Here is a 12588-nt window from a genome sequence, read left to right as displayed (position 1 = left end):
CAATATTCAGCGAAGCGGCAGTGGCCCGAGCGGCGCGCCTGAGCGCTGCGACGCCGGACGCCGCACCACTGCGGTACAATGATCGCGTTGAATGATCAGGCCGCATTGAGGGTCTGACGATCCACAAGCAATGGCGGAGCAGGCTCATGTTGATATCACGGCGTTTTTCGACCCTCGGGTTGCTCATCACTCTTGCCGCGCTGGTGGCTGGCTGCGCCTCGGTCAGCGGGAGTGGCGAATACAACCGCAGCTACGACTTCTCCGGCCTCGAGCGCACGGCGGTCGTCTCAGTGGATGGGATCGGCGGCCAGGCGGCCCGCGACCAGGTGGCCAGCATGTTCAATCAGGCCCTGCTGGGCCGCGGTTACAGCCCCATCGAGCGCAGTCAGATCAAGGAAGTGCTCAGCGAACAGGACTTCTCCCGCTCGGCCGTGACCAGCGCGTCCGGGGCCGCGCGCGCCGGTGAGATCCTCAACGTCGACAGCGTGGTGCTGGTCAATGTGCCCGAGTTCGGCGACGACATGAGCATGAGCGCCCAGATGGTCGATGTGCAGAACGGCACGATCCTGTGGTCGGCCTCCGGCAGCGCTCGCAGCGGTGCCGATATGACGCGCCGTGCCGGCCAGATTCTGGGCGCCATCGGCGGCGGCATCATTGGCGCCGAGGTGGGTGATGACAGCGGCACCGGCGCCATCATTGGCGGTGTCGGCGGCGCCGTTGGCGGCGGCATCGCCGGTGACGCCCTGTCAAAGCAGCGTCAGGAGCAGACCGCCGTGCTCGTTGATCAGTTAACACAGAGCCTGCCCGAGCGGGGCCAGGGAGGATCCTGATGAGTGATGAACTGCCGCCGGCGGCCAACCGCGTCGCCAGGGACCACCCAGAGGTCTGGGCCGCCTATAGTGAACTCGGCCGTGCGGCCGCGGAAAACGGGCCTTTGGACGAACGCTCACGCCGACTGGTCAAACTGGCCCTGGCAATCGGCACCGGCAGTGAAGGCGCCACCCATTCGCACGCACGGCGGGCACTGGCGGAAGGGGTGGACCCCGAGGCACTGCGCCATGTCGCATTGTTGGCCATTCCCACCGCGGGCTTTCCGGCCGCTGTGGCGGGTCTGTCGTGGATCGAGGACATCCTCGGGCCGCGTGAATAGACCGCGCCTATCGATTGGGCCGGAGCGCTGCATTTTCCCCCGCGCGTGATCCGGCCTATTATTGATGTTTCAGCTTCAATGCAGGGTCGATCGACATGCCGATGTACAGCTCCAAACCCAACGCCCGCCACGATGATGTCCCGCGTCTGGGGATTCTGGTCACCAATCTGGGCACACCGGATGCGCCCACCACCCCGGCGCTGCGCCGGTATCTGGCCGAGTTCCTGGGCGATCCGCGGGTGGTGGAGATCAACCGGGTGCTCTGGTGGCTGCTGTTGCACGGGGTCATCCTGCGCACGCGTCCAAAAAAATCCGCGGCCGCCTACGCAGAAGTCTGGGAAGAGGGTGGCTCGCCGCTGCTGACCATTGGCAAGGATCAGGTCGCCGGCATCGACGAGCGGCTGCAGGAGCGCCTGGATGGTCCGGTGTCGGTAAAGCTCGCCATGCGCTATGGCAACCCCTCGATCCGTGAAGGCCTGCAGGCCCTGCGCGACGAGGGCGCGGAGCGCATCCTGGTGCTGCCGCTCTACCCGCAGTACTCGGCCACGACGGTCGGATCGACCTACGATGCCGTGTTTGACGAGCTCAAGAAGTGGCGGCGGATCCCCGAGCTGCGGCTGATCGGCCAGTATCACGATGATCCGGCCTATATCCAGGCGCTGGTGAACACCATCCGCGAGCATCGCGAAACCAACGGCAAGCCCGAGAAGATGCTGTTCTCGTTCCACGGCATGCCGCGACGTTATCTGCTCAATGGCGACAACTATCACTGCCAGTGTCAGAAGACCGCGCGCCTGGTCGCGGAACAGCTCGGTCTGGCGGATGACGAGTGGCAGGTGACCTTCCAGTCACTGTTCGGTCGTGAGGTCTGGCTGCAGCCCTACACCGACGCGACGGTGAAGTCGCTGGCGGAGTCGGGCATGAAAACGCTCGATGTGATCTGCCCCGGGTTCTCCGCCGACTGCCTCGAGACACTCGAGGAGATCGAGGGCGAGAACGCGGAGATCTTCGAGGACAATGGCGGCGAGCACCTGCGCTACATCCGTGCACTCAACGCACGCGATGACCACCTCGACATGCTGACCGATCTGGTGGTGGACCACATTCAGGGTTGGCCCGAGGCTGATCCGGCGATCAAGCGCAGCCGTCGGGATCCGCAGAAGACCCTGGAGCGGGCGCGCGCCATGGGCAGCAGTCAGTGGATGGATGAATAGCGCTGATCACGGTCTTTGCCACCGGTCTGGCGGTGGGCCTCGGGCTCATCGTCGCGATCGGGGCGCAGAACGCGTTCGTCCTGAGGCAGGGCCTGCTCGGCCGGCACGTGTTTGCGGTATGCCTGACCTGTGCCGCCTCCGACGCCATCCTGATCACCGCCGGCGTCACCAGTTTTGGCCAGATCACAGCCTGGCTGCCCTGGCTGGAGCCGGCGATGCGGGCGGCCGGCGCGCTCTTCCTGACAGTCTACGGCGCTCGAAGCCTGCTGGCGGCGCTGCGCTCAACGGGTGGCCTGCAGCCTGAAGCCGGCGCGGTTGCCGGGCGTGGCAACGCATCGACGCTTGCAGGCACCCTGCTTGCGTGTCTGGCCATTACCTGGCTCAACCCCCACGTCTATCTGGATACCGTGGTCATGCTCGGCACGGTGGCGTCACAGTACGAAGACGGCCGATGGGCGTTCGCCAGCGGTGCGGTCTCCGGCTCGTTCCTGTTCTTTTTCGCACTCGGCTACGGCGCGCGCCGCCTGCAGCCGCTATTCGCTCGCCCCCTCGCCTGGCGACTGATGGAGGCCTCCATCGGCGTGGTGATGTGGTTGATCGCGGCACACCTGGTGTTGCGGGGGTAGGCGGTTTGGGACAGGCACGAAGTTTGTGGGGTGGAAAACTTCGGGACAGGCACGAAGCCCGCCCCGGCACGAAGCCCGTCCCGAAATCAGTGCTTACTCGCCGATGACCAGCGAGCGGTTGCCGTCGAGGGTCCACTCGTGGAGTGAGCCATCATAGAGCGCCACATCGGGGCGGTCCGCGATCTCCGAGACGCCGAACCATGCCAGCGACGAGACATGCCCCGAGTTGCAGTAGTTGATGATCGGCCCGTCGGTCCCCGGCAGCATTGAGGCGACGATTTCCCGGGCAGCCTCCGGCGAGCGCCAGTAGACGATGCCGTCGCGTGGCGCCACGAACTGGGTGAACGGAAGCGGCCGCGCCCCGGGCAGATGACCGCTACCGTCCACGTAGTCCTTGCTCATCTGACCGGTGAACTGCACCAGTGGACGGTTATCGACCAGCTGAGCTGGCGAGTCGCCATCGATCACGGCCGTGACGTCCTGGGTCGTCGCCAACAGATCCTCACGCGGGGCCCCGGCGGTGTAATTGCCGTTGGCAGCCGATCCCGGCGACTCGGCGACTTCGCCGCCGGCGGCATCCCAGGCGGCGGCACCACCATCAAGGATCGCGACGTTGTCGTGACCGAAATATTTCAGCTGCCAGTAGAAGCGCGAGGCCACGGTGGCGTCGCCATACACGGTATCGCCGGCCGGAGCGATGACAATGGTGTCGTCGATGTCCACACCCAGGCCCTGCATGACCGTTTCGAACGCCTCAGCGGACGGCGCCAGATAGCGGATGGTGTCCTTCATGCCCGGTCGCTCCGAGAGGAACTCCGACATTCCGACGAATGGCGCACCGTCCACAAAGCCGGTGGCGTCGTAGTTGGACGGACGCCGCGAAACGTTGATCAGCGTGACCTCGTCCTGATGAGCCAGCGCCCAGTCGGCGCCGACCACCGGCTCGGGCAGGTCGACCGACCCCGCGTCCTGCGCCATCGCGGCACCGGGCAGGGCAACGGCGATGCCAAGGGCCGCTGCATGGAATGATTGACGGATCGTCATCATCGTCACCTCTTCAATCGTTAAAACGTGAATTCGCGAACCGAGGGATCCGCCACCAGGGCACCGATCGCCGGCGGCTGAGCAACGCCCACGCCATCGATCAGATCGGCCTCTGTGTACTCGCGGTTGGGCAAATAGATCGCGCAGACATCAACCTGGACGCCGTTATTCACCAGCCGCTGGATCATCTGCGCCGGGCTGGCGTCGGGGCCGCGCAGGGTCTCCGACTCATCCACCTCCGAGCTCACGGCCAGATCGCCCGCGTCGTCGCAGAGAAGGACCTGAGGAACAGCGCCGTTTTTCTGCGCCTGCATGGTCAGGATGAGGGCCATGGCCTGTGTCTCATCCTCGTCACTGGTGAGGATGGACAGCATGTCCGGCCCACTCTGGGCGAGCGCCGAGGCGGAAAAAACCGTCAGCACGAAGCCGGCGAGGAGTTGTCGAAAAGTATCCATGGAAGTGCTCCTGATTGGGTTCTGGACAATGAAAGAGGAACGATTCACGCCTTGCGGGCGCAGGTATTGAGGCCCAGCAGGCTGTAGGCCGGGCAGGTGCTGAACACGGCCGTCGCGAGCGGGACCAGGCCGATCCAGCCCCAGGCCATGCCTGAGTTGAAAACCGCCAGCGCGATCAGCGCCAGCCCAACGATGGCGCGCAGGGCGCGGTCGACTGTTCCGATGTTCTGTTTCAGCATTGCGGGTCTCCTTACAGTATTCGACTGCATCAGGTTTAATGACCCGGACAGTAGGCGCGTGATGGCGGCCTGCAATCAGTGATCAAGTCACACAGCACAGGTGGGCACTGCAGTGAAAGATATCGACGAGACCGCAATCGCCGACAATCGGCTGTTCGATGCGCTGGATGAAACCACCTGCAGGCGGGTGCTCGAGGGCGGCAGACGCATGACGATGCCCGCCGGCACGCCGGTCTTCGCCCCGGGCGACGAATGCCAGGGGCTGCCACTGGTCATCGAGGGTGAAATCCGGGTGCAGATGATCGGCGCGTCGGGGAACGAAATCGTGCTCTATCGCATCCAAGGGGGTGAAATGTGTCCCCTGTCGCTGGGCTGTCTCCTTTCCCGGAACAGCCACCAGTCGGAAGCGATTGTGGAGAAGGACAGCGAGGTGCTGGTCCTGTCGCCGGCATTGACGACCGAGCTGATGGACGAAGCCGTGTGCTTCCGCCAGGCGATACTCGAGAGTTATGGTCAACGTCTGCAGTCGCTCATGCTGGTGATCGAGGAAGTGGCTTTCCGGCGTCTCGATGAGCGGCTCGCCGAAAAACTTGTCGAACGTCAATTTCAGGGGCAACTCGCCGTCACCCATCAGGATCTTGCGGTAGAATTGGGGACGGCGCGGGAAGTCGTCAGCCGGCTGCTCAAGGAGTTCGAACGTCGCGGTCTCGTTCGGCTCGAGCGCGGTTGCATCACGATCAGCGATCGCGACGCGCTTGATCGGGTCCGCGGTGAAACCGCGAAGGACAGGACCGCATGAATAAGACGCGGAGGGCCGCGTTTTAAGTTGGCAAGCCAGAGGCAAGTGTCATGGAATTTGATCCCGTACTGATATCGCGACTGCAGTTCGCCTTCGTGGTGTCGTTTCACGCCATCTTCCCGGTGTTCACCATCGGCCTGGCGTCCTACATCGCCCTGCTCGAGGGGCTGCATTTCAAGACCGGCAACCCGCTCTGGGCGCAGCTCTCACGGTTCTGGACCAAGGTCTTCGCCGTGGCGTTTGGTATGGGCGTGGTCTCCGGGATCGTGATGTCGTTCCAGTTCGGAACCAACTGGAGCAACTTCTCGCAGGCATCAGCCAACTTCCTCGGGCCGATTCTCAGCTACGAGGTGGTCACCGCGTTCTTCCTCGAAGCCGCCTTCCTCGGTGTGCTGCTGTTCGGTCGCGACAAAGTGCCGCGGGGCACGCATCTGTTCGCCGCCTGCATGGTGGCGCTGGGCACCTTCGTGTCGGCGTTCTGGATCCTGGTCGCCAATAGCTGGATGCACACACCGGCGGGCGCCGAGTTCCGGGACGGTATCCTCCACGTGACGAGCTGGACGGAAGCGATCTTCAACCCGTCGTTCCCGTATCGGTTCACGCACATGGCCGTTGCCAGCTTCCTCACCGGCAGCTTCGTGGTGGCGGGTGTCAGCGCCTGGTATCTGCTCAAGGGTCACAGGGTCGAGGCCAACAAAAAGGCCCTGTCCATGTGTCTGTGGATGATCCTGTTCCTGGCGCCGGCCCAGGCCGTCATCGGCGACTTCCATGGGCTGAATACGCTCGAGTATCAGCCGACCAAGCTGGCGGCCATGGAGGGCAACTGGGAGACCCAGTCGAATGCGCCGCTGCTGCTCTTTGCGCTGCCCAGCAAGGAAGCGCAGGGCAACCTGTTCGAGGTGGGCATCCCCAGCCTTGCCAGCATCATCCTGACCCATCATGCCGATGGCGTTGTGCCGGGCATCAGCGAGGCGTCACCGGCGGAGCAGCCACCGGTGTCGATCGTGTTCTGGTCGTTCCGCGCCATGGTGGGCATCGGCTTTCTGATGATCGCCTTCGGCCTCTGGGGACTGGTGCTACGGCTGCGGCGTCAGCTCTACGAGCCGGGCCTGTTCCACCGCACCCTGCCGTTCATGATCGCCGCGCCCTTCATTGCCGTGGTGGCCGGCTGGGTGACCACCGAGTCGGGCCGTGCGCCGTGGCTGGTGTATGGCATGGTCAGCTTTGCCGAGGGCGTCACGCCGTCACTCAGTGGCTGGATGGCCGTGGTGAGCCTGATCGGGTACATGGCCGTCTACGCCGTCGTCTACGCGGCGGGCGGATACTACCTCTGGCAGGTGGTAAAAGGCGGAATGGATGGCTCCGAGCCGGGTAGCGACGAGGCCGGCGCCCATCCCAAGCGTCCGCTCTCCGGTGGCGGCCCCATCGGCGATGCCGCGCCCGCTGCGCCGCTGAAGGGAGACTGGACATGATCGACTTCACCATGATCTGGGCGGCGATCATCGCCTTTGGCGTGATCATGTATGTGCTCATGGACGGTTTCGATCTGGGCGTGGGGATCCTCTACCCCCTCGCCCCGGACGAGGAATCCCGCGACATCATGATGAACACCGTTGCACCATTCTGGGACGGCAACGAAACCTGGCTGGTGCTGGGTGGCGCCGGTCTGCTGGGTGCCTTCCCGCTGGTCTACTCGGTGCTGCTCCCGGCCCTGTACCTGGGGGTGTTCCTGCTGCTTGCCGGTTTGATTTTCCGCGGGGTGGCGTTCGAATTCCGGTTCAAGGCCAGTCGTGAGCGCAAGCACTTCTGGAGTGTCGCCTTTGCGGGCGGGTCCGCCGTCGCCGCACTCGCGCAGGGCATCGTCGTCGGATCCTATATCCAGGGTTACCAGACCGAGAACATGGTCTACACCGGCGGGGCCTTTGACTGGCTGACGCCGTTCACGCTGCTGACCGGCGTCGGACTGCTGATCGGTTATGCGCTGCTCGGCAGCACATGGATCATCATGAAAACCGAAGGCCTGGTCCAGGACTGGGCGTATCGCATCGCCCCCAAGCTGCTTGCCGGCGTGCTGGGCATCTTCCTGATCATCAGCTTCTGGACGCCGCTGGTCGACGAGTTCGTCCGCCAGCGCTGGATGGACACGCTGTCGCTCATCTGGCTGCTACCCGCGGGTGCGCTGGGCTGTGCCTATCTGGTGATGCGGGCGGTCCGGCGACGCGACGAGGGCATCCCGTTCGTCGCCACCATGGGGCTTTTCGTATTCACCTATCTGGGTCTGCTCGCCAGTAAGTGGCCCTATGTGGTGCCGCCGGATTACACCCTCTATGACGCGGCCTCGGCACCCGAGTCGCAGGCGTTCCTGCTGGTGGGCGTGCTGTTTGTCATTCCGGTCGTGCTCGCCTACACCGCCTGGACCTACTGGGTGTTCCGCGGCAAGGTGCGCGCCGGTGAGGGCTACCACTAGCGAATGACACCCAGGGAATGGCTGGCCCGGCAACGCCGCGAGGTGTCCGGGCCACTCCGGTTGGCCGCGGTATACGGGATCGCCGAGGGCGGACTGATCATCGCGCAGGCCGGGCTGATCGCTTGGCTGGTCCAACAGGTGGTCATTCACGAGCGCCCCCTCGGCGATTTCCTGCTTGCCGGCCTGATCCTGATTGGCGTTGTCGGTCTGCGACCGTTGTTTGCCTCGCTCCGGGCCGGGGCCGGTATCTCGGCGGCCGCCCGGGTGCGGGCGGTGGTCCGTCACCGCCTCATCCATCATGTGGAATCCCTGGGGCCCGCCGGGCTGGCGGACATCAGCAGCGGAGAGCTCAGCAGCCAGCTGACCGATCAGGTGGACGCCCTGGAGGGCTACTTCGCCCGCTATGTTCCGCAGATGACCATTGCGGTGATCGTTCCCGCGGCCATTGTGGCGGCGGCGTACACCCAGGACTGGATCGCCGCCAGTTTTCTGCTGCTGTCGGCGCCGCTGATCCCGCTTTTCATGGCACTGGTCGGCATGGGCGCCGAGCGTCTCAACCGTGACCAGTTCCTGGCGCTCGGCCGTCTGTCCGGTCAGTTTCTCGACCGGGTGCGGGGACTGACGACGCTGCGGTTGTTCGGCCGCACCGAGGACGCCGCCGCCGGCATTGTCTCGGGATCGGATGAGTACCGGCAGCGGAGCATGCGCGTGCTGCGCGTCGCCTTCCTCTCCTCGGCGGTGCTTGAGTTCTTCGCCTCGGTGGCCATCGCCGTCGTCGCGATCTACATCGGCTTTGGACTGCTCGGCTACATCGAATACGGCCCGTCCACACAGCTCACGCTTTTCAGTGGCCTGTTCATCCTCTTGCTCGCCCCGGAATTCTTCCAGCCCCTGCGAACGCTCGCGCAGCACTACCACGACCGCGCCACCGCCCTCGGCGCCGCCGAGCTCCTCAACGAGCTCGAAGCCCGGCCGGTGGGGGAGGAAACGTTTGGGACAGGCACGTTGCGGGGGGGCACAAAGTTCGGGGAGGAAAAGTTCGGGACAGGCACGTTGCAGATGACCGATCTGCGCCTGGATCGGGTGGGGCGTGGGACCATTCTGCGGGTCGATTCCTTTCGCGCGGACGCTGGCGCGCGGGTCCTGATCGAAGGCCCCTCCGGTACGGGCAAGACCTCGCTGCTGCTCGCCATCGCCGGCCTCCTGCCAGTGGCTGAGGGCACAATCGAGCGGCGGTTTTCGGACTCGCGGATCGGCTGGCTGGGTTCGCCGCCCTTCCTGGCCAACACGAGTATCCGCGCCAATATCCGTTTTGGTGACCCCGCCGCCGATGACTCAGCCATCCTCGATGCCGCCCATCAGGCCGGAGTCATGGAATTCACCGACCGCCTCGACCAGGGGTTGGATACGATTGTTGGCGAACGAGGCCTCTCGCTATCAGGGGGACAGGCACAACGTGTTGCGCTAGCCCGCGCCCTGGTCTCACCGGCACCGATGATATTGCTCGACGAACCGACCAACGCGCTGGACGCGACAACGGAAAGCTACGTGCTGAAGGCCATCAACACGCTCGCGGCCGAAGGCCGTGTGGTCGTGATCAGCAGTCATGACGCAGCGCTGCGGGGAGTCGCTGACCAGCGCTACCGCATCAACGATCAGCAGCTCGAGATGATTGGCAATGGATGAGCTAAAGCCTTATCTGCGGATGCTGAAACACTACAGGGGCCGGCTGATCCTTGGCGCGGTCCTGATGTTCGTGACGAGTGCGTCAGGGATTGGGCTGCTGGCCCTGTCCGGCTGGTTCATCACGGCGACCGCCATTACCGGGGCACTGATTGCGGCCGGTGTCGCGGCCACGCTCGAAATCTATATCCCCGGAGGCGGCATCCGGACTTTCGCGGTTTCCAGAACCGTCGCACGCTATTTTGAGCGAATCTTCAACCACGACACGGTACTCCAGCTTTTGCGTGACCTGCGTGGGCGTGTTTTCACCCAGCTGAGTCGTCTCAATCCGGCGGAAATGGCGCGCCTGCGAAGCGGCGAACTGCTCAACCGCCTGACCACGGATATTGATCGCCTCGACGGACTGTACCTGCGCGGCCTTTCACCGCCGGTTGTGGCGCTGCTTGCGATTCTGCTCGTCGGTGCTCTGCTTGCAATCGGCGCGCCCTGGCTCGGCGGGCTCGTAATTGTGGTTCTGACGACGATGGCCGGCGGGGCGCTCTGGATGGCCTGGCACACCGGCCAGCAGCTCACCCGGGATCTGGCGGCATCATCCGCCGCGCTTCGTGCAAGTGCCATGGATCACGTCACGGGACTCTCGGAGCTGACCGCCTTCGGCAGCCTGGAGCATCATCGCCAGGCCGTAATGCAAGCCGACGACCAGGCCCGCCGGCGCGATGAACGGATTGCCAAACGCATGGCCTACGGCGAATCGATCCTCAACAGCGGCATCCATCTAACCGCCGTGCTGGTGCTACTCATCGCCCTGCATCTTTTCCAGACCGGTCAGACCAGCGGCCCCGTTGCCGTCATGATGCCCCTCGCCGTACTGGCGCTGCTCGAACCGCTCGGCGTCCTCCCCGCCGCCGGCCTCCAGCTCGCCCGCGCCCGCGCCTCCGCGCAACGGCTGAGTAACGGGGTGAGTAATGGGGTGAGTAATGGGACAGGCACAATCGACGGCCTCTCGACGAACAACGGGAGCAACGGGACAGGCACAAAACAGACGTCAGACGCCAGCTCCAAAACCACGGTTCAACCGGCTGGAGCACACCCGCGTACCGAGGGCCTCAGCCACGCGCCGCCTGTGAGCATCAACGCCGTGTCGCTCGTGCGCGGGGCGGGTGCCCGCGTCCTCGATAATCTCCACCTGGATGTATCGCCCGCGGAGACCATCGGGATTATTGGCGTATCCGGCTGCGGAAAATCCAGCATCGCCGCCATGATTGCCGGTCAGCTTAAGGTAGATAGTGGCACGGTCGAGATTGATGGAACCTCGATCGAGACATTTGATCTTGACGCCCTATATCCGGATATCGCCTACCTCACCCAGCAGACCGACCTTTTCAGCGGCTCATTCGCGGGCAACCTCCGCATCGCCAACCAGCATGCCGACGAGTCGATGATGTGGGCAGCCTTGCAAAGTGTTCAGCTGGATGAATTCGTGGCATCAACGGATCAGGGCTTACACACCTGGGTGGGCGAGTCCGGCATGGAGCTATCAGCGGGACAGGCACGACGTCTTGCACTGGCTCGCCTTTTCATGCGCAATCCTCAACTCGTCATCCTTGATGAGCCGTTGACCGGCCTGGACGAGCAGACGGCGGAGGCTGTCTCAGCGAGACTCTCCGACTGGCTGTCAGCGCGGTCCGCCATCGTCCTCGGACACGGTCCGGAATCTCTGCCCCGTGTCGATCGACGGCTATTGCTGCGCGCGGGCGCGCTATCTGAAGAAAACTAGACAATAGAGGCCCCCATGACCCACCGCATCGCACTGATTCCTGGCGACGGGATTGGCGCCGAGGTAATGCCAAGCGCGCTACGCTGTCTCGAGGCGCTCTCCCGCCGTCCCGGGCTGAACTTCGAATTCACCGACTTCCCCTACTCCTGCGAGTACTACGCGCGGCATGGGGTGATGATGCCCGCGGATGGGATCGAGCAGCTTCGGCCTCACGACGCGATCCTGCTGGGCGCGGTGGGCTATCCGGGTGTACCCGATCATATCTCGCTCTGGGGGCTTCTCCTGCCCATCCGGCGCGAGTTCGGGCAGTACGTCAACCTGCGTCCCGTGCGACTGCTCCGAGGTCTCACCTCAGCGCTGCGCGATCGCGGCCCCGAGGACATCAACTACCTTGTGGTCCGCGAGAATAACGAGGGTGAGTACTCGGACATCGGCGGGCGCATGTATGACGGGCTTCCTGAGGCCATGGCCATCCAGGCCAATGTCATCACCCGCAAGGGTAGCGAGCGGATCCTCAATTATGCCTTCCGGCTTGCCGAGTCGCGGGCACGCCAGACGCTTGCCTACGCCACCAAATCCAATGGCATCAAGCACAGCATGCCCTTCTGGGATGAGCAGGTCGCAGCGATGGCGCCACGCTACCCGGCGGTCAATGTCGAGCAGTATCACGTCGACATCCTGGCCGCCAATCTGGTCACGCATCCGGACTGGTTCGATGTCATCGTTGGCACCAACCTGTTCGGGGATATCCTCTCGGACCTGGGCCCGGCCACGGCCGGTGGGATCGGTGTCGCCCCCTCCGCGAACATCAACCCCGATCCCGGCGTGCCATCGATGTTCGAGCCCGTGCACGGTTCAGCGCCGGACATCGCCGGTCAGGACATCGCAAACCCGATCGCCATGATCTGGACCGTTGTCATGATGCTCGAGCATCTCAACGAAAACGACGCCGCGACCGACCTGATGAGCGCCCTGGAAGCTGTCACCGGCGAAGGCAAAGTCATGACCCGCGACCTTGGAGGCACCGCTGGCACCGTCGAGTTTACGGATCGCGTGCTGGCCGAGCTTGGGTAAAAGTTTGGGACCGGCACGTTATCGGGACAAGTTTGGGACAGGCACGTTATCAGCCCGTTT

General features: G+C 64.2%; 14 protein-coding genes. 10 read left to right on the top strand and 4 right to left on the bottom strand.

The window, feature by feature from the left end:
* The first annotated feature begins 146 nt into the window (after positions 1-146).
* From FPL11_RS01785 to hemH, 3 genes are all read left to right on the top strand, one after another.
* Positions 147-830, top strand: coding sequence for a CsgG/HfaB family protein (locus FPL11_RS01785; RefSeq protein WP_144346977.1), 684 nt, complete (start codon positions 147-149; stop codon positions 828-830).
* On the top strand, positions 830-1150 hold the full coding sequence (locus FPL11_RS01780) for a carboxymuconolactone decarboxylase family protein (RefSeq protein WP_144346976.1): 321 nt from the start codon (positions 830-832) through the stop codon (positions 1148-1150). The genes FPL11_RS01785 and FPL11_RS01780 overlap by 1 nt, the downstream gene beginning before the upstream one ends.
* Before the next feature lie 95 nt (positions 1151-1245).
* On the top strand, positions 1246-2364 hold the full coding sequence (gene hemH / locus FPL11_RS01775) for a ferrochelatase (protein WP_144346975.1): 1119 nt from the start codon (positions 1246-1248) through the stop codon (positions 2362-2364).
* Here the strand turns inward: hemH and FPL11_RS10220 are convergent.
* Positions 2346-2471 (bottom strand): hypothetical protein, encoded by a 126-nt coding sequence (locus FPL11_RS10220; protein ID WP_268815730.1) that lies wholly within the window; start codon positions 2469-2471, stop codon positions 2346-2348. The genes hemH and FPL11_RS10220 overlap by 19 nt on opposite strands.
* Between FPL11_RS10220 and FPL11_RS01770 the strand changes: the two genes are divergently transcribed.
* Entirely contained in the window at positions 2412-2990 is a 579-nt protein-coding gene (locus FPL11_RS01770; protein ID WP_235013518.1) for a LysE/ArgO family amino acid transporter, read from the top strand. The two genes, FPL11_RS10220 and FPL11_RS01770, sit on opposite strands and share 60 nt — an antisense overlap.
* Positions 2991-3083: 93 nt before the next feature.
* On the opposite strand, the gene FPL11_RS01765 is transcribed toward FPL11_RS01770, so the two are convergent.
* Genes FPL11_RS01765 through FPL11_RS01755 form a run of 3 tightly spaced genes read right to left on the bottom strand, consistent with a single transcriptional unit; the run spans position 3084 to position 4728 of the window.
* Positions 3084-4037: a sulfurtransferase gene (locus FPL11_RS01765; protein ID WP_246085259.1), complete on the bottom strand. Its 954-nt coding sequence runs from the start codon at positions 4035-4037 to the stop codon at positions 3084-3086.
* 17 nt (positions 4038-4054) lie between these two features.
* Positions 4055-4489 (bottom strand): DsrE family protein, encoded by a 435-nt coding sequence (locus tag FPL11_RS01760; protein WP_186295079.1) that lies wholly within the window; start codon positions 4487-4489, stop codon positions 4055-4057.
* A gap of 44 nt (positions 4490-4533) precedes the next feature.
* Positions 4534-4728, bottom strand: a complete 195-nt coding sequence (locus FPL11_RS01755; protein WP_110882325.1) for a YgaP family membrane protein — start codon at positions 4726-4728, stop codon at positions 4534-4536.
* 112 nt (positions 4729-4840) lie between these two features.
* Here FPL11_RS01755 and FPL11_RS01750 point away from each other — a divergent pair, with 112 nt between their 5' ends.
* Genes FPL11_RS01750 through FPL11_RS01725 form a run of 6 tightly spaced genes read left to right on the top strand, consistent with a single transcriptional unit; the run spans position 4841 to position 12528 of the window.
* Complete coding sequence (locus tag FPL11_RS01750) at positions 4841-5527, top strand: Crp/Fnr family transcriptional regulator (RefSeq protein WP_246085258.1); 687 nt, start codon at positions 4841-4843, stop codon at positions 5525-5527.
* Between the two features lie 50 nt (positions 5528-5577).
* Complete coding sequence (locus FPL11_RS01745) at positions 5578-6999, top strand: cytochrome ubiquinol oxidase subunit I (RefSeq protein ID WP_144346973.1); 1422 nt, start codon at positions 5578-5580, stop codon at positions 6997-6999.
* Positions 6996-7994, top strand: a complete 999-nt coding sequence (cydB, locus tag FPL11_RS01740; RefSeq protein WP_200833614.1) for a cytochrome d ubiquinol oxidase subunit II — start codon at positions 6996-6998, stop codon at positions 7992-7994. The genes FPL11_RS01745 and cydB overlap by 4 nt, the downstream gene beginning before the upstream one ends.
* Before the next feature lie 3 nt (positions 7995-7997).
* Positions 7998-9680, top strand: a complete 1683-nt coding sequence (cydD, locus tag FPL11_RS01735) for a thiol reductant ABC exporter subunit CydD (RefSeq protein WP_144346971.1) — start codon at positions 7998-8000, stop codon at positions 9678-9680.
* Positions 9673-11454, top strand: coding sequence for a thiol reductant ABC exporter subunit CydC (gene cydC / locus FPL11_RS01730; protein ID WP_144346970.1), 1782 nt, complete (start codon positions 9673-9675; stop codon positions 11452-11454). Before cydD ends, cydC begins: the two co-directional genes overlap by 8 nt.
* Positions 11455-11469: 15 nt before the next feature.
* Positions 11470-12528, top strand: a complete 1059-nt coding sequence (locus tag FPL11_RS01725) for a tartrate dehydrogenase (RefSeq protein WP_144346969.1) — start codon at positions 11470-11472, stop codon at positions 12526-12528.
* Positions 12529-12588 lie beyond the last annotated feature (60 nt).

It is taken from the genome of Spiribacter aquaticus, assembly GCF_007625215.1.
Taxonomy (GTDB): Bacteria; Pseudomonadota; Gammaproteobacteria; order Nitrococcales; family Nitrococcaceae; genus Spiribacter; species Spiribacter roseus.
This window is presented reverse-complemented; position numbering and strand designations above follow the sequence as displayed.